This is a genomic window from Mucilaginibacter daejeonensis, assembly GCF_020783335.1.
GTDB classification, from domain to species: Bacteria; Bacteroidota; Bacteroidia; order Sphingobacteriales; family Sphingobacteriaceae; genus Mucilaginibacter; species Mucilaginibacter daejeonensis.
Map to the genome: position 1 here is coordinate 1046764 of NZ_CP086068.1, position 25648 is coordinate 1072411.

The window sequence follows — 25648 nt, forward strand, 5'->3', positions numbered from 1 at the left end:
TGCAAATGTAAGACGAAAAACCACATCCTCAAAATAATTTTTCAAAAAATTTATGCATCAACTTTAACTGCCTGACACTAACCGTTAAAATATGTTAAAGGCCAACAATTTGGGTTAACCTAAATAATGTTTTATTAATTTCGGCAGTTGAAACCATAACAGCAAGACCGAATAATTTGGATATGAACTATACCAAGACCAATAACCTGTTAGGTTGGCTAACGTTCCTGATCGCGGCCATTACCTATACTCTTACGCTCGAACCCTCTACCAGTTTTTGGGATTGCGGCGAATTTATCGCCTGTATATACCGTTTGCAGGTAGCTCACCAGCCGGGTGCGCCACTGTTCACCATGATCGGTAAAGCGTTCTCGCTGCTATCGTTCGGTGATGTGACCAAGGTGGCCTACTGGACCAACATGGCCTCGGCCCTGGCCAGTGCCGCTACGATACTGTTCCTTTTCTGGAGCATTACCATGCTTGCTAAAAAGATACTGATCAAAAAGCCGGAGGACCTGAACACCACCAATATGATCCTGATCATGGCATCAGGCCTGGTAGGTGCATTGGCCTATACCTTCTCTGATACCTTCTGGTTCTCGGCCGTTGAGTCAGAAGTGTACGCACAATCATCGATGTGTACCGCTATCGTTTTTTGGGCTATCCTGAAATTTGATGCCCACGCCGATGAGCCCGGTGCCGACCGTTGGATCGTATTCATCGCTTACATCATGGGCCTATCTATAGGTATACACTTGCTTAACCTTTTGGTGATACCGGTGATCGCGCTCATCATTTACTTCCGCAGGGCCAAAACAGTAACCACCAATGGCACTATTTGGGCATTTGTGGTAGGTGTGGTCGTGTTCGGCCTGGTACTTTGGGGTGTTATACAATATACCGTTAAAGGCGCGGCCTATGCGGATCTGTTGTTCGTGAATACCCTTGGCTTTAGCTTTAACACCGGTGCGATCATCTTTTACCTGTTGGTAGTGATCACTTTGGTAGCTGGTATATATTTCTCTATCAATGGTTCAAAGCCAGCCCTGATAGCTTCTGTTTCAGCCTTCATACTGGCGTTGGGTATCAGCGGTGGTTTTGTGGGTGTGATCGCTGCTGTGGCGGTACTGGCCCTGTTGGAGTATGTACTTAAGGCGCGTCAAAAACGCTATACCCTTAATATGGTGCTGATCTGCGCCTTGTTCATCTTGTTGGGTTACAGCTCATTTGTGATGATCGTGATCCGTGCCAAGGCCGGGACCAACCTCAACAACAGTGACCCTCAGGATGCATTTGCACTGAACAGCTACCTTAACCGTGACCAGTACGGCGAAACACCTTTACTTTACGGCCAATACTTTGATTCGAAACCGGTGGAGCAGACCGAAGGTGCCACCATTTACCGCCGTGGCGCTACCAAATATGAGGTGGCCGGCCGTAAAATGAAGACCTCCTACGATCGTAATACCTTGTTCCCGCGTATATTCGATAGCGACGCAGGGCGTGTAAGCTTTTACCGCGAGTGGTTACAAATGGGGCAGGAGGAGCAGCCTACCATGAAGCAGAACTTAGGTTTCTTCTTCAGCTGGCAGGTGCATCAAATGTACAACCGTTACTTTTTATGGAACTTTGCAGGCCGTACCAATGATATGGACGGGCAAAACAACAGCAAAGGTACCGATGGTAACTGGATCAGTCCGCTTGATTGGTTCAAAGCGTTCCCATCATCAGTTACCGAGAGTAACTCTTACAACCGCTTATACTGCTTGCCGTTGATCATTGGCATATTGGGCCTTATCTACCACTTTAAGCGTAATAAGCGCGATGCCGGGACGGTGGCCATGTTATTCTTTTTGACCGGTTTGGCCATTGTGCTTTACCTCAATCAGAACCCTTTGCAGCCACGTGAACGTGATTACGCTTATGTAGGCTCGTTCTACGTGTTCGCCATATGGATAGGCCTGGGCGTTTTGTACGTGGCCGATGCTTTGGTAAAAGTGGTCAAGAACGCTCAGACCAGCGCGGTGATCGCTTCGGTGATCTGCTTGCTGGCGGCGCCGGTGCTGATGGCCTTTCAGGAATGGGATGACCATGACCGCTCTACCAAGACCACCCCACGCGATATGGCCGCTAATTACCTGAACTCATGCGCACCTAATGCTATTCTGTTCACTTATGGTGATAACGATACCTATCCGCTTTGGTACGCACAGGAGGTAGAAGGTGTACGCCCTGATGTGAGGATCGTGAACCTGAGCTTGCTGGGTACCGATTGGTACATCCGCCAGATGAAGCAAAAGATGAATGAATCGGCACCGTTGCCGATCACCATGCCGAACGAAAAATTCGCCGCCGGTATACGCGACATCATTTACTGGAACGATCAGATGAACGTGACCGATACCACCGAGGTGAAAGAGGTGTTTGACTTCATGACGTCTGATGATCAGCAAGCCAAGGTGCAGTATGAGAACGGCATGACCGCCAACTACCTGCCTACTAAAAACTTCAAGATCACCATAGACCCTAACCAAGTGGTAAGCACCGGTACCGTACCTGCCGATAAAAAGGACCAGGTGGTAAAGGAGATGGCCTGGAAGTTCAACTCTAACTACGTGACCAAGGATAATTTGGCCATGCTGGATATACTGGCTCACAATAACTGGAAACGCCCGATCTACTTTGCCATCACCGTTGGTGGTGATAACCTGATGGGTATGGACAAGTACCTGCATGATGAAGGCTTTGTATACCACCTGCAGCCTTTAAAACCGGATACAGCTGCTAACGCACCTGAGCCGGTGAACACCATGACCATGTACAACAACATGATGACCAAGTACAAATGGGGGAACATGAAGACCGCCAAATACCTGGATCATGAGTCGACCACGATGTTCTTCCCGATCATTCAAAAGCAGTTCAACTCGCTGGTAAGCCATTTAGGTCAGGAAGGCCATACCGATCTGGCCATCAAAGCACTGAAGCGTTACGAAGAGGTGATGCCTGAAAAGATCATTTATGCGGAGATAGCCTTGCGTAAATATTACCTGACCAGCACCGCTTTTGATCTAAACCAAACGCAGATCGCCGATAAGTGGACCGAGCAATTAGATAAGTACATCGTTAACGCGCTTGATTATAACTACAACATCGTTCAGCATGGCGGTGGCGAAGTGAACCAGCGCGATGTGCAACTGAGCATGTATATGCTGAATGGCCTTGCCCAGCAAACCAGCCTGCACCAGCAAAAGGCTCTGGCTGATAAGCTTAGCAAACAATTCAAGGATTATGAAAGCAAATTTGGTAACGTGTTAGGGCAGTAAGCAGCCAAACACTACCGAATAGGATATAAAGGTCCGGCCCGTTAAAGGCGCCGGGCCTTTTTTGTTGGTAGTGACGCCATGCCGTAGCTTAGTATCAGTTAACGGTGATCAACTGCTGGAAGAAGTGTGCAATACGAGGTCATATTGATAACTGTTAGCGTAACCAAATCTCAATGCAACGCTACGAATATGATGATCGCAGACGACGAGTAGTTTATCTAACGGTACCAGGGAGGATTGATCGAACGCGGGAATAAGGCTAAACGAAAAGGCCCCTGATCAGGGGCCTTTTCCATTGTTGTTGTGTTTGTGATATAGTGTTAGGTGTGTGTTCGTTATTTAATGCTTTTGCGTAGTACGATGAAGTAACCTGCCACATAAACCACTGCGGCAATGATCAGGCTCACGGCTACTTCTTTAGTAAAAAGGTCTACACCATCTTGTGGGCGTACCTTTTTTCCCATGGTCATGATGGCTCTTAATGGTTGAGAGTAAGGGAAATAGTACGAGTACTCCCAGCGTACCAATATGCTGCCAACGATCACGCCTACAAAGCCTAAGCCCATCGGCTTTAGGAAGTCTTTCCAAAGCAAGCTTAGCAAAAATTGGATAGACAAGATGCCCATCGACGCCAGGAACAATTTAAAATATACCTCGGCCAGCATTCGCGCTATCTCCTCGCGGTATCCGTCGAATCTCAATTGTGGTTTGAGCAAGTGTAGCAGGTTGCCAAAACCAAGAGTGAACAGGGCGAATAATACCAACGCGACAAATACCAGGATCACGGCGTACACATACTTAGCGCTGTAAATGCTCCATTTAGGTATAGGCAGGGTGAACAAGGTCTTCCACGTGTCTGACCGGTGTTCGATGTTATTGACCGAGTACCCTACAAAAACGGCATACATCGGTAATAGGAACGAACCCATTACGGCCATCGGTATACCTGCAAATTGTCCCCATAGTTCCTTTGGCGGCGCGGCGGCCAGCTTATCACTTTTTAGGAAGAAACCGATGCTTTCTAAAAAGATGATGGCGAACGGCAGTAATATAGCGCTCCAAAAGCCCAGCGTATTGCGGCTCTTATAGAACTCGGACCGCAGTGAGAGTAAGAATCCTTTCATGGCTTAGGCTTGTTTAGTGATGTTCAGGAATAGTTGCTCCAGGTCTTTTTGCACTTTGTTAATGCTGTAGATCTTGTGGCCGTTATTATGCAGGTTGGCGTTAATGGCGGCCATATCATCTTTACTAACGAATGGCAAGGTGATAAAGTGGTCGGTCACCTGGCTGATCTCGCGGCCATTCTTTTTCAAAAAGTTGGCAGCGTCGACCGTGTTGTCGGTCTCTACCTGTACCATCGGTTGGCTAATGCCTTCCAGTTCGGCTATGCTGCCTTGGAACAACATGGCGCCATGGTTAATGATGCCAACGTGCGTGGCCATACGCTCCACCTCGGCCAGTAAATGGCTTGATACGAAGACGGTCTTGCCTTGCTCTTTCACCAATTTCACCAGCAACTCACGCACTTCAATGATGCCGTTGGGGTCAAGTCCGTTGGTAGGTTCGTCTAATACCAACAGCTTGGGGTCACCCAGCATGGCCAGGCCAATGCCCAGGCGCTGCTTCATACCTAACGAGTAGTTGCCTGCTTTTTTATGAGCGGCCTGCCCCAGTTGTACCAGGTCAAGCATATCGTTAGCACGGCTTACGGGTATCTCCAGTAAGCGGGCACGGTTGATCAGGTTCTCTTTACCGGTAAGGTGATGGTAAATGGCGGGCTGCTCGATCAATGAGCCTACCTGGCGCAAGATCTTGATGCGGTTGCTTTGCAGCTCCTCGCCAAATATCTGGATACTGCCTTCTTGTATCTTTAAGAGGCTCAGGAGCAGTTTTATAGTTGTGGTCTTGCCTGCACCGTTGGGGCCTAAAAAGCCAAATATGCTGCCCTCGGGTACTTGCAGAGATAGGTCTTTTACAACAAGCTGGTCGCCAAAGTAAAAGTTCAGGTCATGTGTACTGATTACCATAACTTACCACCTGCTACCGAGCAAACGGCCTTGGCCAAGTGCAGTCCTTTGCTGAACAGTGAGGTAGCATGCTCCATCTGGTCCATTTTGCTTTGAGCGGCAAAATGCTCCGGAAGCTCGAACTGGTAGCTAACGCCCACGATTAGGGCGAAAAGTACTGGTATCATTAAAAGTACAAACGGATTCAGGTTAGTGATGAACTTTTTCATTGTTGTGATCTTGATGATACAAAGAAACATCAAAGGTTTAACCTGCAAAACTTATTTAGACCAACTGCCCGTGTTCATAGATGAACGGTCAACAAGAGGTAATAAAGTGTTCATCGAGCAGGGGAGGCAGTTCATCGGCAAAATATGGGTGTATGAATAAAGTTGCTGCTGTATTATGACTTAAAACATATATTTATTCCGATGAAAAAGAGCTGGCAAGTATTCTGGCATTCCCTGTTTTGGATCACGATGATATCGCTGATCATGTACATCACCCGCACCAATACTAAGATCAGCACGCTCTATTTGGTAGTGACCTTCATTGGGTATGGTATGATCAACATCGGGTTGTTCTACACCAACTATTTAGTACTTATTCCCAACTTTCTCGATAAAAAGACGTATCGAAAATACTTCCTGCTGCTGGTACTCATCATTGTTGGGGTAGGCTTCATCAAATATGGGGTCGCCTATGGTTTTCGTGATCTGCTGCTCATCGATCGCAAAGGCAAGCCGGTAGCCTTCATCAATTACTTCACCAGTGCCTGCTTCACCAGTGTGATATTCGTGCTGCTGAGCATGCTGCTGCATTTTACGGTCGATTGGTTCATGAACGAACGTATCCAACGCGATCTGGAGAACCAGCGTCTTACTGCCGAGTTGGCTTTGTTACGTTCGCAGATCAACCCACATTTCTTATTCAATTCGCTTAATAGTATCTATTCACTTGCATATCAGCGCGCCGACAATACCCCCGAAGCCATCCTTAAACTATCCGAGATAATGCGGTATATGCTGTATGAATCGAACGATAACAAGGTAGACCTGGAGAAAGAGATCACCTATTTGCAGAACTACATTGAACTGCAAAAGATCCGGTTCGGTAACTCTTATATCAATTTCAGTGTGGAAGGGGAGGTTACCCATCAACAGATCGTGCCGTTGCTGCTGATCTCGTTCATCGAGAATGCTTTCAAGCACGGCGTAGCAAATGACGAGCACTCACCCATCGAGCTCAAGATCAAGGTCGACGATGGTCATCTGCAATTTTACATGCACAATAAGAAGCACCTGCTAAACCGAGATGCCGCCGGAGGCATCGGCTTAAATAACGTGAAACGCCGCCTGAAACTGCTATATCCGGGTCAGTACCATTTGAATATTAATGACACGGCCGATCACTATACTTGCGAATTATCACTAATTTTATGACCATGATCAAATGCCTTGTAGTGGATGATGAGCCGTTGGCGCTGCATGTGATAGAGGACTACATTTCCAAGATACCCTTCCTGCAATTGGTTAAAGCTACCACAAGCGCCATAGAGGCATTGCAATTGGTGCAGGCCGGCGGGGTGGATCTGGTGTTCCTGGATGTGCAAATGCCCGAGCTTACCGGCATACAGTTCATGCGTATAGCCAATGGCCGTACCAAGGTGATCATCACCACTGCGTACCCGCAATACGCTTTGGAAGGTTATGAATTGGATGCCATCGATTACCTGCTTAAGCCCATCGCCTTTGATCGCTTTTACAAGGCCGCTCAAAAGGTGCAGGCGAGCCTGTTCCCTGCCGCAAAACCGGTAGAAAAAGAAGAACCACAACCCGAGCGTTCCGACATATCCAACGATTTCATCTTCGTTAAAACGGAGCATAAGATCCAAAAGGTGTATCTGAACGATGTGCTGTTCATTGAGGGGCTGAAGGATTACATCTCCATATTTACGCCCAACGAGCGCATCATCACTTTGCAGAACATGAAAAAGGTGGAGGATGCTTTGCCCGAACGCCATTTCATCCGTGTACACCGCTCATACATCGTATCGCTAAACAAGATCGACAGTATCGAGCGCAGCCGCATCTTTATTGGCGATAAGGTGATTCCCATTGGCGACACTTACCGTGATGAATTCTTCAAGATGATCGAGGAAAAAAATATTTGATCAGAGGGTCAGGAAGCAGAATTTCAGCCGCAAGAGATAGGGCCTTTTTGGAGACCCTTGATCATTTGCTGAACACGATCTTTTTCTCGATAGCTTGCTGTACCTCTGTTACCAGCTCATCGATCGGGCGGCCAGCGGGCTCTACCGGTGGTAATACTTCAAAGGTCAGGTGTTCAAAAGTGCTTAATGGATATATGCCATAACGAACCATTTTCCAGGCGTTGTTGATCACCACAGGAACCAGTAATGCATCTGGGCATTTTTTTAAAATGGTAGCTATACCTGCTGTCTGAAAGGGACGCATGTGGCCATCCTTAGAGCGTGTTCCTTCAGGGAAGATCACCGTGCTCCATTTATTCTCCTTCATGCGTACGCCCAGCTTACTTAACTCCATAATGGCCTGGCGCGGCTCTTTACGATCAATGTTGGCGCCGCCCCCTACTTTTAGATTGTATGATATGGAAGGGATACCCTTAGTGAGTTCTATCTTAGAGATGAACTTAGCATGATACTTGCGCAAAAAGTAAATAAGCGGCGGTATATCATACATGCTTTGGTGATTGGCAATGAAAATGATGGGCCGGTCCACAGGCAGGTCCTGGCGGTTGGTGAACGTTACCCGGTTACCCAGCAGGTAGTAAGTGCTGGTAAGTAGCCCATTCAAAACATCTACCGAGCGTTTATGCGGTGCATAACCGCCAAGCCGGTAACATAACCATTGGATAGGTTGAAATATGCCCAACCATGCTCCAAATACCACATAATGGATAGCTGATAAGATATATCCGAGGAGTTTACGCATAACTGAACCCCAAATATAAAAAATTCTCAGCTATGTACGGGTGGGTCAGCCGTTTACTTGGGCTCCCCTGCAGCCAGTGCCTTGTTGGCGCGTTCAATAGCCAAACCTTCTTTCCAGTCCATATAGCGTTTTTTGTAACGCTTCTTCAAGTAGCTGTCAACCTTGCGCTGTATGGTGAGGTTGTACAAGCTTTTAGCCTTAATGGCCCACGACTTGTCCCACGCACGCAGTGAAATAGAGAAAGATCCGTCAAGGTATTTCATCCAGTGCCAGTAGCCGGTAGGCATGAACAGGGTCTCGCCATGTTCCAGTATCGTCTCCTGACCTTCTATACCATCCAGCGCCGGGAAGCGATCAAAGTCAGGATGCTCGATGTCATAATCTTCCAAAGCATAGGTAGCGAACGGAATGCCGTACAAGCGCTCCTTCCACTTATAGTCGAAAAGCATGACGTGCTTACGACCGTGGAAATGAGTATGAAAGATGTGAGCGAGGTCGATATCGTAATGCAGGAACGTAACGGAACCTGCACCGCCAAAGAACATGTTGGGGTATTTATCCAGGAAACCACCCATCAGGTCTTTAGGTGAGCGGTAATCTTCCAGCAACTTAGGAGCTTGTTTAATAGGGTCAAATAAAAAGATGCGCAGGTCGGTAGGCTCTTTCTGAATGAGGTCGATGTAATCACCGAACTTCATTTCGGCTGCCGAGGCATTGATGGCTTTACTTGGGTCGGCCTTTGAGCTGTCATACAGCGGAACGATCTGGTCGCCAACTACCTCTTTCAAATAGTCGAAGGTCCATTTCTGTAATGCTGGCCAGTTCTCGGTAGCCTTGCGGATCACCAATGGCCGGCGCGGCTCCAGGTAGTTCTTGATAAAATCCTCTTTAGTTATATTATCGACCCGATCAATAGGCGACAGCTTTAAACCCATAGTGTATTCACATCAAATTAACGTACAAATCTAATTAATTTTAAAAAGGCCTGTCTATCAAGTTTACTTTTGATCTTTAGTTGACGTAAAAGTAACAAAGCCCGACGCTTTCGCTGCCGGGCCTTGCCTTAAAACATCTTAATATATGCCAGCAATTAATTAGGCATTAACACGGTGTTCACTACGTGGATCACGCCGTTCTTTTGGAACACGTTAGGGATAGTGATCCATGACTTTCCACCTTTTTCATCAACCAAATAAAGCTTGCTTCCGTCCAGCATAGCGGTAAGGGTACCACCGCTTACGGTCTTCAATTCGGCTTTGCCATTACCGGCCTTTACTTTGGCCATCAGTTCGGCAGCGCTGATGCGGCCTGCTACTACGTGGTAGGTAAGGATCTTGGTCAGCGTGCTCTTGTTCTCAGGTTTCAGCAGGGTTGGTACGGTCTCTTTAGGGAGTTTGTCAAATGCCTCGTTAGTAGGCGCAAATACGGTGAACGGTCCTGCGCTTTTCAAGGTCTCTACCAGGCCTGCGGCTTTTACAGCAGCTACCAGGGTGGTATGATCTTTAGAGTTCACTGCATTATCAACAATGTCTTTGGTAGGATACATAGGTGCACCACCTACCATTACGGTTTGCGCCTTTACGGTTGCGGTCGCTATAGCTACTAAAGCGAATACCGCGATCATCATTTTTTTCATATTCAGATTGTGTCGAATTATGAAGAATTACGCAGCGGTATTGTTTTCGGTTCTCCTAATTTGAAGAACTTAGTAGCTGTTTTGGGAGTGCTTTTTTTGAGAACTGTTCGAGGGGCAATTACGTTACGCACGCTCGCGCTGCTTATTCTTCAAAGAAAAGCTCAGCTGCGATATGGTCGGCGTACAACTTGCCAGCGGTTGAAAGCGTTAACACGCGGCCGCTTTGCATCAGCCATTCCTTGTCAAAAAAGCGCTCTGCTTCCTTGATCAATATATCGGCAGCGCCACTTTGGAGGGTGTTAAGGTGATCAAGATCAAGCCCCCACATGGTACGTACCGAGGTCATAATGTACTCGTTCAGCCGGTCTGTCATGGTCAGTTCCTCGATCTCGGCGGGTATCTTACGTTGTGTTAATTGCTGAAGGTAAGCCGCATTGTTAGCCACGTTCCATTGCCGGGTGCTACCGTTGAAAGAGTGTGCTGATGGGCCGATACCGAGGTAGGGTACACCTTTCCAGTAGTTAGAGTTGTGACGTGAGTATCTTCCAGGTTTGGCAAAGTTGGATATCTCGTAATGCTCAAATCCCTGCTCAACCATTCTTTCCATCAGGTAGCTGAATTGTTGGGCACTTTGGCTATCGCTTAATGGCGGTTCTTGCTTACGCTTGATGAACGATGCCAGCGCCGTGCGTGGTTCGACTGTGAGTGAGTAAGCTGAAAGGTGTGGTATCTCCAGATCGAACAGCATATTCATATTATGGCTCCACTTGGCATCGGTAAGCATGGGATAGCCGTAGATCAGGTCGGCCGTGATGTTCTCGAACCCGGCATCCTGCACGCGCTTTACTGATGCTTCGGCCTCGGCGCCCACATGGGCACGGTTCATCCATTTCAGATCCTCATCATAAAAGGACTGTATGCCAATGCTGAAACGGTTGATCGCAGTGGAACGAAGCGCCTTCACCTGCTCCCTGTTCAGGTCATCAGGATTAGCTTCCAGCGTGATCTCGGCATCTGATGCCACGGTATGGTGCTGGGTGATGGTGTCCAGTATGTGACCGATCTCGGTATCGGTCAGTAACGATGGGGTGCCACCACCAAAATAGATGGTATTGATCGTTGTGCCACTCAAGTACTGTTTTTGCAGCAAGATCTCGTGAGTCAGCGCCTGCACGATCTCGGTCCGGTACTTTTGTGAGGTGCTGAAATGAAAATCGCAGTAATGGCAAGCTTTCTTGCAAAACGGGATGTGTATATAGATGCCTGCCATCAGCGGCAAAGATACGCCGAAATTTTGGGAACGTTCAGGTAGGTGAATGCGGCCGGCATCGTCACATCATTTGTTACCTTTGCGGTAGATACATAAGCTAAACATGATCAAATTTATAACGGCAGATGAAGTATTGCCTATCCGGAACGAGATATTAAGAGAAGGAAGATTGACTCTCGACGAATGTCGATTTGCCGGCGATGATCATCCTGATAGTTTCCATCTTGGCTATTTTGATGGAGATAAGCTGGCATGTATCGCCTCGTTCCATCCGCAAGGTTACGGTGAGTTCGCTGGTGGTGGTTATCAGCTACGTGGCATGGCCACGTTGAAAGAGTATCAGGGTAAGGGCGTGGGCACGCAGTTGGTGAACTTTGCGGTCACTTACCTGCGCGGACAGAAAGTGAACTACGTTTGGTGCAATGCCCGCAAAGTGGCGGTAAGTTTTTATAGTAATACCGGGTTCGAGGTCATCTCGCCCGAGTTCGATATACCGGGCATTGGCCCGCACCATGTGATGTATTTGAAGATACAATAACATGTGGTAAGTAGCATAAACCAAAAAAGCGACCATTATTGGTCGCTTTTTTGGTTTATAGTGCAATTTATTATTGCTGCTCTTGTTTTTTCTTTTGCTTGTTCTCGATGATCTTACCTACACCGAAACCAGCACCCGCACCGGCCACACCACCGATAAGAGCGCCTACGCCACGGTTCTTTTTAGTGACCAAAGCACCTGTTAAGGCACCTGCACCGGCACCGATCAGCGCACCGTTACGTGCGGCATGGCTCTTTTTCACAGTGGTTTGGTTACTGTAGGTGCTACGTGCACCGTAACCTGACGCGGCATACGAGGTACGCGTACCTGACGATGATCTTGTTGTTCTGGTAGTGGTGGTACGGGCCACACGCTCACGGGCAGCACCTACGCTTTTCAAACTGTCCTCATAACGTTGTCTTTTCTGTGCTTTAAAAGCAGCAAGTCCTGCGGTGTCGGCTCTGGCTGCCGAATCCTTTTTAATGGCGGCAGCAGCAATGGCTGCGCTATCTACTGTGTCCGACTTATTCGCTGATTTACATGCAAATAAGCTTACCGAAATTATTGTAGCTAATACTACACGAACTGACTGTTTCATAATAGAGTTTTAATGTGTAATGAATGTAAGACCCAAGTAAGTGGCAAAGGTCAAGCGACATATAGCAATTTAGTTGCCAAAATTTACAACCCGTAGTGATGATCACGTTATAAGTAGTTGCCCTACAATTAAGTATGGCAGCGGACGGGTCAATGTTTGAATGGATACTTCGGACTATGGCTTGACGCAAAATATGTTCAACGTAGTGGTCAATGCCTAACTTAGTGTTGTTTAAACACTTTTTAATAATTAGTTGGGTGTATGTGGAACTTTTTTGTGATCTTGGCAACTCACTTTTGAGTACTGATATTTATGAGAACTATCGATCAATTGAACTTTGCCGGAAAAAAAGCCCTTATCAGGGTCGACTTTAATGTTCCGCTTGACAAAGACTATAACATAACCGACGATAACCGCATCACTGCGGCGTTGCCTACTCTTAAAAAGATCCTGGCCGATGGTGGCGCCGTGATCTTGATGTCGCACCTGGGCCGCCCTAAAGAAGGTCCTACCGAAAAATATTCACTTAAACACATCGTATCGCACCTGTCTGAATTGTTGGGCACTGAGGTACAATTCGCTGATGATTGCATTGGTGCTGAAGCCACTGATAAAGCCGCTGCGCTAAAAGATGGACAAGTGTTGTTGTTGGAGAACCTTCGTTTTTACAAAGAAGAAGAAAAAGGAGATAAGGACTTTGCCGAGAAACTATCAAAGTTGGGCGATCTATATGTGAACGATGCATTTGGTACCGCTCACCGTTCACATGCTTCTACAGCGGTTATCGCTCAGTTCTTCCCTGATGCCAAGTACTTTGGTTACCTGATGGCTGCCGAACTGGAAAATGCCGAAAAGGTATTGAACGGCGCTGCTAAACCTTTCACCGCTATTATGGGTGGTGCCAAGGTGAGCGACAAGCTGTTGCTGATCGAGAATATGCTTGAGAAAGTAGATAACCTGATCATTGGCGGTGGTATGGCCTACACTTTCGCTAAGGCACAAGGCGGCAACATCGGCAAGTCGTTGGTAGAGGATGATAAGCTGGAACTGGCTCTTGAACTGATCGCTAAAGCTAAAAGCAAAGGCGTTAAGTTATTATTGCCAACCGATTCGGTGATCGCTGATGCGTTCTCGAACGATGCCAATACCGAGACCGCACCGAACAATAATATTAAAGAAGGCTGGATGGGTCTAGACATCGGTCCTGATTCGATCGCGGCGTTCAGCAATGTGGTGACCGCTTCGAAGACCATTTTGTGGAACGGCCCAATGGGAGTTTTCGAGATGGAAAAGTTCGAGAAAGGTACTAAAGCTGTAGCCGAAGCTGTGGTAAAAGCAACTAAAGATGGCGCTTTCTCACTGATCGGCGGTGGCGATTCGGCCGCTGCGGTATCCAAATTCGGTTTTAATGACGACGTAAGCTACGTGTCTACCGGTGGTGGCGCATTGCTCGAGTACATGGAAGGCAAAGAATTGCCGGGTGTTAAAGCCATTAACGGATAACAATTTTTAAAGTATACTGAAGGCCGCTTTAGCAATAAAGCGGCCTTTTTTGTATGTTTAGTCCAGCAATTAGACACTATGAAGTTTTTCAGTTCATTGATCCTGGCCATGGTCGTCTTATCGGCCTTTGCGCAACGCGGGGCAAACCCCGCCGATGTGGCTTATGTAAAAGAGCACTACACCAAGCATGAGTACCAGATACCTATGCGCGATGGTAAAAAGCTATTTACCTCCGTGTATGTGCCTAAGGATGGATCAAAAAAATATCCGTTCATGATGGACCGCACCTGCTACAGCGTGGCGCCGTATGGCGCTGAGGCGTACAAGCCCAGCTTAGGTCCTAACCCCGACTTTATGAAAGATGGTTACATCTTTGTATACCAGGACGTGCGTGGCCGCTGGATGAGCGAGGGTATCTACGAAGAGATGACTCCCGAACTAGAAGTGCACAAGACCAACAAAGACGTTGATGAAGGCACCGACACTTATGACACCATTGACTGGCTACTCAAAAATGTAGAGAACAACAACGGCAAGGTAGGCGTGTGGGGCATATCATATCCCGGCTTTTATACTACCACAGCGTTGTTGAGCCGTCACCCGGCATTGGTGGCCGCGTCGCCGCAGGCACCCATCGCAGATCTTTGGCGCGATGATGCCTGGCACAATGGTGCGTTCTTTTTGGCGGCCAACTTCGGTTTTTATCCGGGTTTCACCAACCGTCAGGATGATAAGCCTACCCAGCGCCGCGGCGCCCGTTTTGACCCGAACCCGGGAAGCGAGGATGGCTACGATTTTTTCCTGAAAATGGGTTCGATGCGGAATACCAACGTAAAATATTTTAAGGATACCATTCGCTTGTGGAACGAGATGATGGACCATCCTGACTATGATCAGCATTGGAAAGATCGTAATGTGCTGCCTCATCTGCATGATATCAAGACCGCTACCCTTGTGACCGGTGGCTGGTACGATGCCGAGGACCTTTACGGTGCCATCAATACTTATAAAGTGTTGGCGGCAAAGAATCCGAATACGCCTATGTATTTTGCGATGGGCCCATGGGTGCATGGTGGCTGGGCGCGTGGTGCCGGCGACCACTTAGGCGATGTTGACTTTGGCGGAGAGACGGCGCCTTATTATCGCGAGAAGATCGAGTTCGCGTTCTTTAGTCATTATCTGAAGGGTACACCTTTGGATCTGCCAAAAGTGTCTACCTTTCAAACTGGTGTGAACCAATGGAAGACCTACAACGTTTGGCCTCCTGCAGGCGCTAAGGAAAAGAACTTATACTTTTTGCCTGGCGGAAAACTGTCTTTCACCGCACCAGTAGCTACTAAGGAAAGTTTTAACGAGTTCGTATCAGACCCGAACAAGCCGGTGCCTTACTACGCTAAAAAGACCATGGATATGGAGCGCGACTACATGACCGCCGATCAGCGTTTTGCCGCTGCCATGCCCGAGGTGTTGACCTATCAGACCGACGTGCTGACTCGCGATGTGACCCTGGCCGGTAATATATGGGCAAATCTTAAAGTATCAACCACTGGTACCGATGCTGATTGGGTAGTGAAAGTGATCGATGTTTATCCCGACACGGCATCTAACAATAAGTTCACCGCAAAAGATGTAAAGATGGCCGGCTACCAGCAAATGGTACGCAGCGAAAGTATGCGCGGTAAATACCGTACCGGTTTTGATAAGCCGTCGGCTTTTGTGCTAGGAAAAGTAAGCCCTGTCAATTTTGAATTACAGGATGTACTGCACACTTTCAAAAAAGGTCACCGCATTATGGTACAGGTGCAAAGCACCTGGTTCCCGCTGATCGATCGCAATACGCAGCAATTTCAGGATATCATGAAAGCAAAGGATACTGATTTTAAGAAGGCCACGCATCGGGTGTATACTTCAAAGATCAACCCAAGCTTTTTAAAGGTGAGGGTATTATAGGCAGGTATATATTAAAAACAAAGCCCTGCTATGTCGATAGCAGGGCTTTGTTAGTTAAGGTCAGATCTCATACTTGGTCAGTTCTCGCTCCGTGATCAGTTCATAACGGGTGGTTAAACACTTAGCGCAAAAAAAACTTTGTATCGGCAAAAAGAAAAGAACGGCGCGCAAGAAACCCGGTGTGGGTATGCGGTAATGGTATCGCCTTGCGCATTTGGAACAGTGCAGATGTTTGCTCATAGGTCTATCATTTATGATGAAGCGATAAAGCTAACTGCCTTAGGTCGACCGGCAGATCGTCACATTTATAACGGTCTTTACAGTAACCTATTGTAAGGCTAGATGTTTTGCAAAAGCCAAATTTATTATAAGATCTTTAATTTAAGGGCTCCTTAATTGCAAAATTTAATTTTTGGACAAATAAATATTGACTTCGTGTTAATTTTGTACTGTGAATAAGAATATACTACCTGGTTTATTGTTCGCTATCCTGTGGGCTACCGGTGCCATTGCGGCTAAATTCGGCATCCGGTCGGCCGATGGTCTGATGCTGGTGGGCATTCGTTTTATCTGTACCGGTCTGCTGTTCGCACCTTACTTTCTATTTCATCGTAAGTATCGCTTTTTGCCAAAGACACAGGAGTGGAAACCGATATTGATATACGGTTTCCTGAACTCCACGGCTACGCTCGGGTCCTTTTTTGCCGCTCAAAAGTATGCGTCAGCAGGTATCAGTACCTTATTCACTGCGGTGGCGCCGTTGCTCATCGCCCTATTCTCGTCCTTGTTCTTGAACCGAAAGCTTACCCGGTTTGAAGTGGTGGGGATGCTGATCGCTTTTAGCGGTTTGATACTGGCATCGGCCACTGCACTACCCAATGCCACCATCAAGCCGATGGGCATCGTTCTATTAGTGATCTACATCGTTGCCTATGCGTTGAGCAGTATTTACTTTTCGCAGCTTGATATCCCGTTATCGCCAATGGTATTCAATATTTGGCAGGTATTTGCGGGCGGGGTCATGGTATTGCCCTTTTGCTGGCTGTTCGGTACTTATCATGTTTATCGGTTAGATACTAACTTTTTTGCCTGCCTGATCTGGCTGATCCTGGTATTGTCGTTCGTGGCTAATTTGCTTTGGCAATATTTGGTGAAGCGCGATACCGTATCGGCAGCGGCCTGGTTATACCTGGTCCCGGTGTTCGGGTATACGATGGGTTATTTGATGTTGGGTGAAAAGATCACCATATATGCAGTGATCGGCTCGGCCATGGTGATCACTGGCTTGGTCATCTCTAAACGCAAGGCACGGGTGGTCGCCTGATGGCTGCTACTTAATTGACCCTGGTATAAGTTGAACCACCGGCATCATAGGCATTGATCGATAGGTGGAGCGCATTACCATCGATCTTAATGATCGACCATAGCCCGTTACCATCCAACTGTATCGCATCCTCCATTTCACCGCTGTAGATGCTTTTAGCTTTGCCCACCTCATAGGTGCCCGAATGGGTGAGTTTGCCATTTCGTTTACTTTCATAGCCCGATGAGCCATTGAAGGTGATGGTGAGAACGCTGTCGGCTGGTACCTGGTAGGTCTTGCCATCGAAGCCGCCTCCGTACGAGGTTTGCCGCCAGGTCCCTTTCAGATCATTGGATGGTGGGGTACCGGCGTTATCTTTTTTGCAAGAGGCAACGAACAGGGATAAAATGATGATGTAGCAATACTTGATCATGACAGGTGTTTATAATGGGTTTGTTATAGCCATACGCAAGTGGCCTGCTCAATGCTACATCTCGATGTGAATTTAGCCCAACAGCTCCTTCAATAATTTATCGAGCTCTTCGCGTAAGGTGGCCACTTCTTCTTCCAGCTTGGTAACCCGTTCTTCCAAGGCTGCATTGCTGGAAGCGTTGCCCGCGGGAGACGAGGTCTCTTCGTCATCTTCCGGTATCTCGAGGGTCTCGCCCAATAGGTGCATATAACGCGCCTCTTTTTGTCCACTGCGGCGTGGCAATAAAGTAAGGTAAGGCTGTTCGCCGCTGCTCAACTTCTCCAGTACCTCGTTAACCTCGTCAAGGCTGTCGAACTCATACAACCTGCCCGAATTGTTGTTGATCTCGCCCGGGGTTTGTGGGCCACGCAACAACAACAAGCAGATCACCGCTACCTCGGCCGGCACCACGGGGAACACGATCGCAAAGTTGTGCTTGTACTTGGTGGCCCGGCTCGAACCACCGGTAGCGGTCGATATCAGACCCTTACGTTTCAGGGTGTCCAGGGTGCGGGTCACCGTTTCCTCATCATAGTTGACCACCGGCTTGCGCGACGACCGCTGGTTGCAAGCGGCCGTTAAACCGTTGATGGTCATGGGGTAGTAGTCCGGCGTGGTGCGGCTTTTTTCCATGAGCGAGCCTAATACGCGTATCTCTTCGGCAGTAAGTTTGGGCAGGGGAGGTAATTGGTCCATGTAGCTAAAATAGAATATTTATTCAGGGTCTCATCATCATAAAGTCCCATCTTGGGTAGGCTTGCGTTATTCGAACACCACCGTCTTATTATTATATACGAACACCCGGTCGTTCAGTACCAGTTGCAGGGCTTTGGCCAGTACGGCGGTCTCGATCTCGCGACCCGCCTTGACCATATCCTGCGCCGTAAATGAGTGGTTCACATGGATGGTCTGCTGGGCAATAATGGGTCCTTCGTCGAGGTCGTTGGTCACGAAGTGGGCGGTGGCACCGATCAGCTTCACACCACGCTCGTAGGCCTGGCGGTAGGGGTTTGCCCCAATGAACGCCGGTAAAAAGGAGTGGTGGATATTGATCAGCTTCCGCTCGAACCGGGCCACAAAGGTGGGCGATAAGATGCGCATAAATTTAGCCAGTACCACATGATCTGGCTCATAATGAGCGATCTGCGCGGCCAGTTCGGTCTCAAATCCCTCTTTAGAATTGCCCTCGTGCGAGATGTGGTGGAACGGGATACCAAAGCGCACGCAAATATCCTCCAGCACGGTATGGTTGCCGATCACGGCCGATACGGTAGCCCCCAACGTTTTAAAATAGTTGCGCACCAAAATATCAGCCAGGCAATGGTACTCTTTGGTCACCAGTATCACGATCCGTTTTTCGGGTGAGGGGTTAATGCTCACCACCGCATCTGGCGGTAATACCTGCTCAAGGTCCTGCTGATCAAGCTGTGCATCGTTGGGCTGGGTAACCTCTACACGGGCAAAAAAGCGGTTCTGGGCGGTATCTACATACTCGTCCATGGTGATGATGTTGAGGCCAGCGCGGCTTAGCACGCCAGATATGGCCGATACCAGTCCCACCTGGTCGCGGCATTGAATGATCACGATCATAAGACCCGAAAGATAGATATTTTGACCGTTGCCAACGCATGCGGCATGATCACCATTTTCATAATTTTTGAGTTCTGGTTGTGTATCATAGGTGTCGGAAGCTCTGTCGATACGCAATGGCGGTGTTACATTTGCGTGTTACAGCGTTACATTTGGTGTTACATTTCGACTTTTTGTATGCTTTTTCTGGGAAAAGTTGGGTTTTTACGAATTTCGCAATGATCAAAAGTGGGGAAAGTTGGGGAATTTTGTTACAGCGATGTAACAGGTTTCAGTACACTAAGTAGAGTTCGGTAGCACGTTGTGAAGAGCAGGCGGCACCTTCACCACCCCGTCATAGCGAGGTACGAAGCCATCTCTGCGGAGGACAAGTCACCGTCGATCATCTGAACCGTCATGCCTAGGCATCTCGGCATCCCATCAGAAAGGTAGCAGTAAGTGGTTCGTTATTCAACTTATCGCTTTTAGAGACACACCCCTGCCCCTCTCAAGAGGGGATGTAAGCTTCGTACTCTTTGGCTGTCGCATGCATGTCGCGTGTGCATCGCACTTTACTGCAACTTGCCAATGGAACTTTTGACTGCTACTGCCACTGATTCCTACCAATTTCAAAAATCCTCCACTTTTTCCCACCCAGCCGTCAGTTCCCGGCGTTGGGGGAGACCCGGCAGCGCAAGTAGGCCAAATGCCGAACAGACCGGTGTTTTATATTTATAGGAAGAACGAACGGCCCCCTCGGCCCATAAGCGGTAAAAGAGCGATCGCCCAATGAACTTAATTAGCATAATAGACCTGCTATAGTTAATATAATTAACTGCTCAGCCCTGAATGCAGGGCCCTTCGGAAACTTAATTGCGCCTTTCGTTCTGCTTAACTCCTTAACCTTCAACTCCCAGTTAACAGATCTAACTTTTCCGATCCGCTAAAAGCGTCGAAACGGTGTTTTGTTTGGCCTCGTGGGGCTAAAGATATTCAATGTGGGTGTTGAAAACTTTTTAGTGGGAGAAAGTGGGAATTTGTGGAAAGTCTGTGTTACTTTTACAATTGATTTTAGACGAATTGTCGGCATGTCCCACTTTTTAGGAGAATTTGATTGTAAACTGGATGCCAAGGGGAGGATGATGATCCCCGCGGGCCTCAAGAAGCAGCTTCCCGAAGCTGAGCGTGAGGGTCTTGTGATCAATCGTGGCTTCGAAAAACACTTGGTGGTTTACACCCGCAAGGAGTGGGATAAGATCGTGGATGACTTAAGCAGGCTCAACCAATACGAGAAAAAAACGCGCGAATTCATTCGTTACTTCACCCGCGGCGCCACTGAATTGTCGTTGGACAGTTCTGGCAGGGTGTTGTTGCCAAAAAATCTGTTGGAGTACGCGGGTATCACCACCGAGGTGGTGCTGTCGTGCCAGTTCAACAAGATCGAGGTTTGGGATCAGGGTGCTTACGATCAGCAAATGGATAGTGCTCCTGAAGATTTTGCCAACCTGGCCGAAGAGGTGATGGGTGGCATAGGAAGGAGGGGCGATGAGTGAGTATCATAACCCGGTGATGTTGCAAGAGTGCATCGATGCCTTGAACATCCAGGCTGATGGAACTTATGTAGACGTGACCTTTGGCGGTGGTGGCCACTCGCGCGAGATACTGAAGCATTTGGGAAAGAACGGCCGCTTGCTGGCCTTTGACCAGGATGCTGATGCGGTGAACAATAAGATAGACGACGGCCGCTTCGAGTTGGTGGAGCAGAACTTCAGATACCTGAAGAATTTTTGCCGTCTGCATGGCGCCATCCCGGTAGATGGTATACTGGCCGATCTGGGGGTGTCATCACATCAGTTCGATGAGGCTGATCGTGGTTTTTCGATCCGCTTTGATGCTGATCTGGATATGCGCATGAACCAGCGTTCGGAGCTAACGGCAAAACAAGTGGTGAACACATATGCCGAGGCTGATCTGCATCGCATTTTTGGCATGTATGGCGAGATCCAAAATGCCCGCAACCTGGCCCGCACTATCGCTACGGCCCGGTTGAACGGACCGATCGATACCATTGCCGACCTGAAGAATGTGATCGCCGGGTTGATCCCGCGCGGTAAAGAAAATAAATACCTGGCGCAGGTATTCCAGGCGCTTCGCATCGAGGTGAACCAGGAACTGGAAGCTTTAAAAGAGCTTTTGGTACAGGCCGCTGAGGTGTTAGGTGTTGGCGGTCGTTTGGTGGTCATGTCATACCACTCGCTAGAAGACAGGCTGGTGAAGAACTTTATCGCCAAAGGAAAATTTAGCGGCGAGGTAGAGAAGGACCTTTATGGTAACGATCAAAAACCGCTGGAAGCCGTTAGTCGTGGTGCCATCACCGCTACTGATGAAGAAATAAAAGAGAATAACCGTGCACGTAGTGCCAAATTAAGGATAGCTGTAAAGAAATGACGAACCGTTTACGCGCAGAGATTCAGGAGGAAGAAGAAGCCGAGAAGGAATTGGTAGTTAAAGAAATGCCGGTGAAAGAAGCGCCGGAGAACTTTGTGACCAACCTGCTCAATAAAGGTGTTGTCTCTACCGAGGCAGTTACCCGCGCTTTGCCTTTTGTTTTTTTCGTCGTGTTCCTGGCCATGGTTTACATCGCTAACCGCCAGCTGGCTGAGGACAACGTTCGGGATATAGACAAACTGAGTAAAGAGGTAAAGGAACTGAGCTGGGATTATAAAAGCACTAAGGCCGAAATGGCTTTCAAAAGCACGCTGACCGAAGTGGCCAAGCGTGCCGATACGTTAGGGATAACCGAGCCGGTGGAGCCACCGCAAAAGCTCAATGATGAGGAGGTAAGGCCATGAACATCAGGACCAACATATTACTGCGAGTGTATCTGGCCTTTGGCCTGATCGTGGTATTGGCGGGCGCGGTTTTCTTTAAGCTTTGCCACCTTCAATTCGTTCAGGGTGATAAATGGCGTAAAAAGGCCGATAGTTTGTCGGTACAATACGTGAACACTGATGCTGCACGCGGTAATATCTTCTCTAATGATGGAAGCCTGCTGGCCACATCGGTGCCGGAATATGAGCTGCATATGGATATGCTGGCCGCCGGCATTGAGGATGATAAGGTGTTCTATGATAAGGTAGACTCCCTGGCGCTCAAAATGTCTGAGTTCTTTGGTGATCGTTCGCGTCGCGAATACTCGATGATGTTGCGCGACGCCCGCCGTGAAAAGAAACGCTACCAATTGGTACGCCGTAAGGTTAGCTACCAGGAACTGAAAAGGATACGCAAGTTCCCGATCTTTAATATGGGCCGCTACAAAGGCGGACTGATCGTGGTGCAGCAAAACAAACGCATACTGCCGTTCCGCTCGCTGGCTGCCCGTACCATCGGTTACAGCAACGAGAACGTAAAGAACCCTGTAGGTTTAGAGGGTGCTTACGCAGGTTACATTAAAGGCGAGAGCGGTAAACGCCTGATGCAACGCATTGCCGGTAACGTATGGATGCCGGTGAACCAGGAAGAAGAGATCGCTGCCAAGGATGGTGCCGATATCATCTCCACCATCGATGTGAATTTTCAGGATGTGGCTCAAAGCGCACTGCTTAAACAACTGATCAAAAGCGATGCTGATCATGGTGCCGTGATCCTGATGGAAGTGCAAACGGGAGAGGTACGCGCAGTGGCTAACTACTCTAAAGTGGCGCCAGGCGAGTATAAAGAGAAATTTAACTATGCCATAGCCGGTAACCAGGACCCGGGTTCTACCTTCAAGATCGCCTCATATATGGCGCTGTTGGAAGATAAGATGGTAGATACCAATACGCTGGTAGGTACAGGCAATTACAAGATACCCGGCCATATGATCAAAGATTCGCACGGGAGCATTGGAGTGGTAACCGTTAAAAAGGCGTTCGAAGAGTCATCGAACGCCGCGGTTGCCTATTTGGTAAACAAGTCATACAAAGACAACCAGTCGCGCTTTACCGATCACCTGTATGATTGGCATTTGCATGAGAAGCTGGGCCTGCAGATACCTGGCGAAGCACAGCCGGTGGTGAAAAGCCCTAAGAACAGGAGCTGGAATAAGAATATGTCGTTACCGCAAATGGCCTATGGCTATGAGATGCAGTTAACGCCGCTTAAAATGTTATCGTTCTACAACGCGGTGGCCAACAATGGTAAATACGTGGCTCCGATCTTTGTAAAAGAGATACGTCGCCTGGGTAACCCGGTGGAGCAATTTAGTGCAAGGGTAGTGAGTAACAAGATCTGCTCTGATGTTACCCTGAAAAAGATGCAGGAGATGATGGAAGGCGTGATCACCGAGGGTACCGGTAAGAACATCATTTACAACCCGCTGTACCGCATTGCCGGTAAATCGGGCACGGCGCAGGTGGCCGATGCTAATAAAGGTTACCGTGCTAAACGCCAGTACCAGGCCTCATTTGCGGGTTACTTCCCGGCCGATAAGCCTAAGTACTCGCTAATTGTGGTGATCAACGATCCTAAGAACGGTTACTACGGCGCCTTGGTGGCCGGTCCGGTATTCAGGGAAGTGGCCGATAAGGTATATGCTGCCGATCTTGACCTGCAGCAAAACCCTGCAACCCGTTTGGTAGGCAACACGCAAATGCCGCAGATCAAAAATGGTAATATGCGTGCCGTTCAGCAGGTATATGGCAAACTGGGCATCAAACCCTTGTATGCTTCTAATGCCGCACGCACGGTGGATACCAGCAACGGCGTAGCCCCGCAGGAAATAAGATACAAACGCGGTACAGTACCATCCGTTACCGGCATGGGACTCACCGATGCATTATATGTGCTGGGTAACGCCGGCTACCGAACAACAGTAAGAGGCAGCGGTATCGTTGCGCGCCAATCGGTAACGGGAGGCAGCATCATACCTAAAGGATCACGCATAACCATCGAACTCGAATGAAGTATTTAAGCGACATACTGGAAGGCCTGGCCTTTACCGAACTACAGGGCAGTGCCGATGTGGAGATCACGGGTATCGTGTTCGATTCGCGCAAGGTGGTGCCAGGCTGCTTGTTCGTGGCGGTACGCGGTACCCAGGTAGATGGGCACGACTATATGGAGCAAGCCGTAAAGGATGGCGCCGTAGTAGTAGTGTGCGAGGACCTGCCCGGCCATACAGCCGGTGAAGCCGACTTCCTGATGGTGCAAAATTCGGCCGCCGCTTTAGGCATATTGGCCTCTAATTATTACGATAACCCATCAGCCCAACTAAAGCTGGTAGGCGTTACCGGCACCAATGGTAAGACCACTACGGCCACGCTTTTATATCAATTGTTCCGTGATCTGGGTTACAAATGCGGATTGCTGTCAACTGTAGAGAATCAGATCAATGGCAAAGTGATCCCATCTACCCATACCACCCCTGATCCGGTAGCGCTTAACGCATTGCTGGCCGATATGGTGGCCCAGGGCTGCGATTATTGCTTTATGGAAGTAAGCTCGCACGCCGTGGCACAACATCGTGTTGACGGATTGACCTTTGCGGGTGGCATCTTCACCAACATTACCCACGATCACCTCGACTATCATAAGACCTTTGATGCTTACATCAAGGCCAAAAAAGGATTTTTTGATGCGTTGCCCAAAGGTGCCTTTGCTTTGACCAACGCCGACGACCGCAATGGTAATGTGATGTTGCAGAACACCAAGGCAACCAAAAAGACCTACGGCCTCAAGAACATGGCCGACTTTAAGGTAAAGATACTGGAGAACCAATTTGGCGGCCTGCTACTCAATGTGGATGGCGACGAGGTTTGGTTTAAAATGGTGGGCAGCTTTAATGCCTACAACCTGGGTGGTGTTTACGCGGCAGCGATATTGTTAGGACAGGATAAAGCCAAGGTGCTGACCAGCCTGAGCAAGCTGAGCGGTGCCGAAGGCCGTTTCGATTACACCATTGCCCCTAACAAGGTGATCGGTATAGTTGATTATGCCCACACGCCGGATGCCGTGCAAAATGTATTGAGCACCGTGCATGATATACGTAAAGGTAATGAGCAGGTGATTACCGTGATCGGTTGCGGCGGCGACCGCGACAAGACCAAACGCCCCGTAATGGCTAAAACATCCTGCGACTGGAGCGACAAGGTGATCCTGACGTCAGACAATCCGCGTACTGAGGATCCGGCACAGATCATCCGTGATATGGAAGCAGGGGTAGACCCAAGTAACCAGCGCAAAACGATCAGCATAGCCGATCGCCGCGAGGCCATCAAAACAGCGGTACACCTTGCCCAACCCGGCGACATCATCGTATTGGCTGGCAAAGGCCATGAGAAGTACCAGGAGATCAATGGTGTAAAGAACCATTTTGATGATAAAGAAGAGCTTTTAAAAGCATTTGAGAATTTGAAAGCATAAACAATACATCATCGCAAGGAACGAAGCGGTCTCTGGGCAGTGGCCCGGTCCTCCGCAGAGTTTGCTTCGTGCCTCGCAATGACGATAGGATACAAGAAGA

At 48.5% G+C, this 25648-nt stretch carries 23 protein-coding genes; 12 read left to right on the forward strand and 11 right to left on the reverse strand.

The window, feature by feature from the left end:
* The first annotated feature begins 182 nt into the window (after nt 1-182).
* Nucleotides 183-3326 carry a glycosyltransferase family 117 protein gene (locus LLH06_RS04580; RefSeq protein WP_228172087.1) on the forward strand — a complete coding sequence of 1048 codons (3144 nt, stop codon included), beginning with the start codon at nt 183-185 and terminating at the stop codon, nt 3324-3326.
* 335 nt (nt 3327-3661) lie between these two features.
* Here LLH06_RS04580 and LLH06_RS04585 read toward each other — a convergent pair whose 3' ends face one another.
* From LLH06_RS04585 to LLH06_RS04595, 3 genes are read right to left on the reverse strand one after another with little or no spacing between them, the layout of a single operon-like run.
* Nucleotides 3662-4450, reverse strand: coding sequence for an ABC transporter permease (locus LLH06_RS04585; protein WP_228172088.1), 789 nt, complete (start codon nt 4448-4450; stop codon nt 3662-3664).
* Nucleotides 4451-4453: 3 nt separating this feature from the next.
* A complete protein-coding gene (locus LLH06_RS04590) occupies nt 4454-5353 on the reverse strand; it encodes an ABC transporter ATP-binding protein (protein ID WP_228172089.1) in 900 nt (299 codons plus the stop codon).
* Nucleotides 5347-5562 carry a hypothetical protein gene (locus LLH06_RS04595; protein ID WP_228172090.1) on the reverse strand — a complete coding sequence of 72 codons (216 nt, stop codon included), beginning with the start codon at nt 5560-5562 and terminating at the stop codon, nt 5347-5349. The genes LLH06_RS04590 and LLH06_RS04595 overlap by 7 nt, the downstream gene beginning before the upstream one ends.
* A gap of 201 nt (nt 5563-5763) precedes the next feature.
* Here LLH06_RS04595 and LLH06_RS04600 point away from each other — a divergent pair, with 201 nt between their 5' ends.
* Nucleotides 5764-6774, forward strand: a complete 1011-nt coding sequence (locus tag LLH06_RS04600) for a sensor histidine kinase (protein WP_228172091.1) — start codon at nt 5764-5766, stop codon at nt 6772-6774.
* 2 nt (nt 6775-6776) lie between these two features.
* Entirely contained in the window at nt 6777-7505 is a 729-nt protein-coding gene (locus tag LLH06_RS04605; RefSeq protein WP_228173261.1) for a LytR/AlgR family response regulator transcription factor, read from the forward strand.
* A gap of 61 nt (nt 7506-7566) precedes the next feature.
* On the opposite strand, the gene LLH06_RS04610 is transcribed toward LLH06_RS04605, so the two are convergent.
* From LLH06_RS04610 to hemW, 4 genes are all read right to left on the reverse strand, one after another.
* A complete protein-coding gene (locus tag LLH06_RS04610; RefSeq protein WP_228172092.1) occupies nt 7567-8307 on the reverse strand; it encodes a lysophospholipid acyltransferase family protein in 741 nt (246 codons plus the stop codon).
* 53 nt (nt 8308-8360) lie between these two features.
* Nucleotides 8361-9242, reverse strand: a complete 882-nt coding sequence (locus LLH06_RS04615) for a cupin-like domain-containing protein (protein ID WP_228172093.1) — start codon at nt 9240-9242, stop codon at nt 8361-8363.
* A gap of 155 nt (nt 9243-9397) precedes the next feature.
* Entirely contained in the window at nt 9398-9943 is a 546-nt protein-coding gene (locus LLH06_RS04620; RefSeq protein ID WP_228172094.1) for a fasciclin domain-containing protein, read from the reverse strand.
* A 142-nt stretch (nt 9944-10085) separates the two neighbouring features.
* Nucleotides 10086-11213: a radical SAM family heme chaperone HemW gene (gene hemW, locus LLH06_RS04625; protein WP_228172095.1), complete on the reverse strand. Its 1128-nt coding sequence runs from the start codon at nt 11211-11213 to the stop codon at nt 10086-10088.
* 103 nt (nt 11214-11316) lie between these two features.
* On the opposite strand from hemW, the gene LLH06_RS04630 reads away from it, so the two are divergent.
* Nucleotides 11317-11751, forward strand: a complete 435-nt coding sequence (locus LLH06_RS04630; protein ID WP_228172096.1) for a GNAT family N-acetyltransferase — start codon at nt 11317-11319, stop codon at nt 11749-11751.
* A gap of 70 nt (nt 11752-11821) precedes the next feature.
* Here LLH06_RS04630 and LLH06_RS04635 read toward each other — a convergent pair whose 3' ends face one another.
* Entirely contained in the window at nt 11822-12349 is a 528-nt protein-coding gene (locus tag LLH06_RS04635; protein WP_228172097.1) for a glycine zipper domain-containing protein, read from the reverse strand.
* A 312-nt stretch (nt 12350-12661) separates the two neighbouring features.
* Between LLH06_RS04635 and LLH06_RS04640 the strand changes: the two genes are divergently transcribed.
* The 3 genes from LLH06_RS04640 to LLH06_RS04650 all read left to right on the forward strand — a co-directional run bounded on the left by LLH06_RS04640 (nt 12662) and on the right by LLH06_RS04650 (nt 17126).
* Nucleotides 12662-13852 (forward strand): phosphoglycerate kinase, encoded by a 1191-nt coding sequence (locus LLH06_RS04640; protein WP_317206716.1) that lies wholly within the window; start codon nt 12662-12664, stop codon nt 13850-13852.
* A gap of 78 nt (nt 13853-13930) precedes the next feature.
* The gene (locus tag LLH06_RS04645; RefSeq protein WP_228172098.1) at nt 13931-15802 is read left to right on the forward strand and encodes a CocE/NonD family hydrolase; all 1872 of its coding nucleotides are present in this window, start codon (nt 13931-13933) and stop codon (nt 15800-15802) included.
* Between the two features lie 451 nt (nt 15803-16253).
* Nucleotides 16254-17126: a DMT family transporter gene (locus LLH06_RS04650; RefSeq protein WP_228172099.1), complete on the forward strand. Its 873-nt coding sequence runs from the start codon at nt 16254-16256 to the stop codon at nt 17124-17126.
* 10 nt (nt 17127-17136) lie between these two features.
* Here LLH06_RS04650 and LLH06_RS04655 read toward each other — a convergent pair whose 3' ends face one another.
* The 3 genes from LLH06_RS04655 to purU form a co-directional block, all read right to left on the reverse strand.
* Nucleotides 17137-17538, reverse strand: a complete 402-nt coding sequence (locus LLH06_RS04655) for a hypothetical protein (protein ID WP_228172100.1) — start codon at nt 17536-17538, stop codon at nt 17137-17139.
* Nucleotides 17539-17610: 72 nt separating this feature from the next.
* The gene (locus LLH06_RS04660; RefSeq protein WP_228172101.1) at nt 17611-18273 is read right to left on the reverse strand and encodes a YceH family protein; all 663 of its coding nucleotides are present in this window, start codon (nt 18271-18273) and stop codon (nt 17611-17613) included.
* A gap of 66 nt (nt 18274-18339) precedes the next feature.
* Nucleotides 18340-19284, reverse strand: a complete 945-nt coding sequence (purU, locus tag LLH06_RS04665; protein ID WP_317206717.1) for a formyltetrahydrofolate deformylase — start codon at nt 19282-19284, stop codon at nt 18340-18342.
* A 950-nt stretch (nt 19285-20234) separates the two neighbouring features.
* Between purU and mraZ the strand changes: the two genes are divergently transcribed.
* The 5 genes from mraZ to LLH06_RS04690 are packed head-to-tail and all read left to right on the forward strand — an operon-like array spanning nt 20235 to nt 25548.
* The gene (mraZ, locus tag LLH06_RS04670) at nt 20235-20699 is read left to right on the forward strand and encodes a division/cell wall cluster transcriptional repressor MraZ (protein WP_228172102.1); all 465 of its coding nucleotides are present in this window, start codon (nt 20235-20237) and stop codon (nt 20697-20699) included.
* Nucleotides 20692-21594, forward strand: a complete 903-nt coding sequence (rsmH, locus tag LLH06_RS04675; RefSeq protein ID WP_228172103.1) for a 16S rRNA (cytosine(1402)-N(4))-methyltransferase RsmH — start codon at nt 20692-20694, stop codon at nt 21592-21594. Before mraZ ends, rsmH begins: the two co-directional genes overlap by 8 nt.
* Nucleotides 21591-21998 carry an FtsL-like putative cell division protein gene (locus tag LLH06_RS04680; protein ID WP_228172104.1) on the forward strand — a complete coding sequence of 136 codons (408 nt, stop codon included), beginning with the start codon at nt 21591-21593 and terminating at the stop codon, nt 21996-21998. The genes rsmH and LLH06_RS04680 overlap by 4 nt, the downstream gene beginning before the upstream one ends.
* Nucleotides 21995-24088 (forward strand): penicillin-binding protein, encoded by a 2094-nt coding sequence (locus LLH06_RS04685; RefSeq protein ID WP_228172105.1) that lies wholly within the window; start codon nt 21995-21997, stop codon nt 24086-24088. The genes LLH06_RS04680 and LLH06_RS04685 overlap by 4 nt, the downstream gene beginning before the upstream one ends.
* A complete protein-coding gene (locus tag LLH06_RS04690) occupies nt 24085-25548 on the forward strand; it encodes a UDP-N-acetylmuramoyl-L-alanyl-D-glutamate--2,6-diaminopimelate ligase (protein ID WP_228172106.1) in 1464 nt (487 codons plus the stop codon). The genes LLH06_RS04685 and LLH06_RS04690 overlap by 4 nt, the downstream gene beginning before the upstream one ends.
* The last annotated feature ends 100 nt before the right edge of the window (nt 25549-25648 follow it).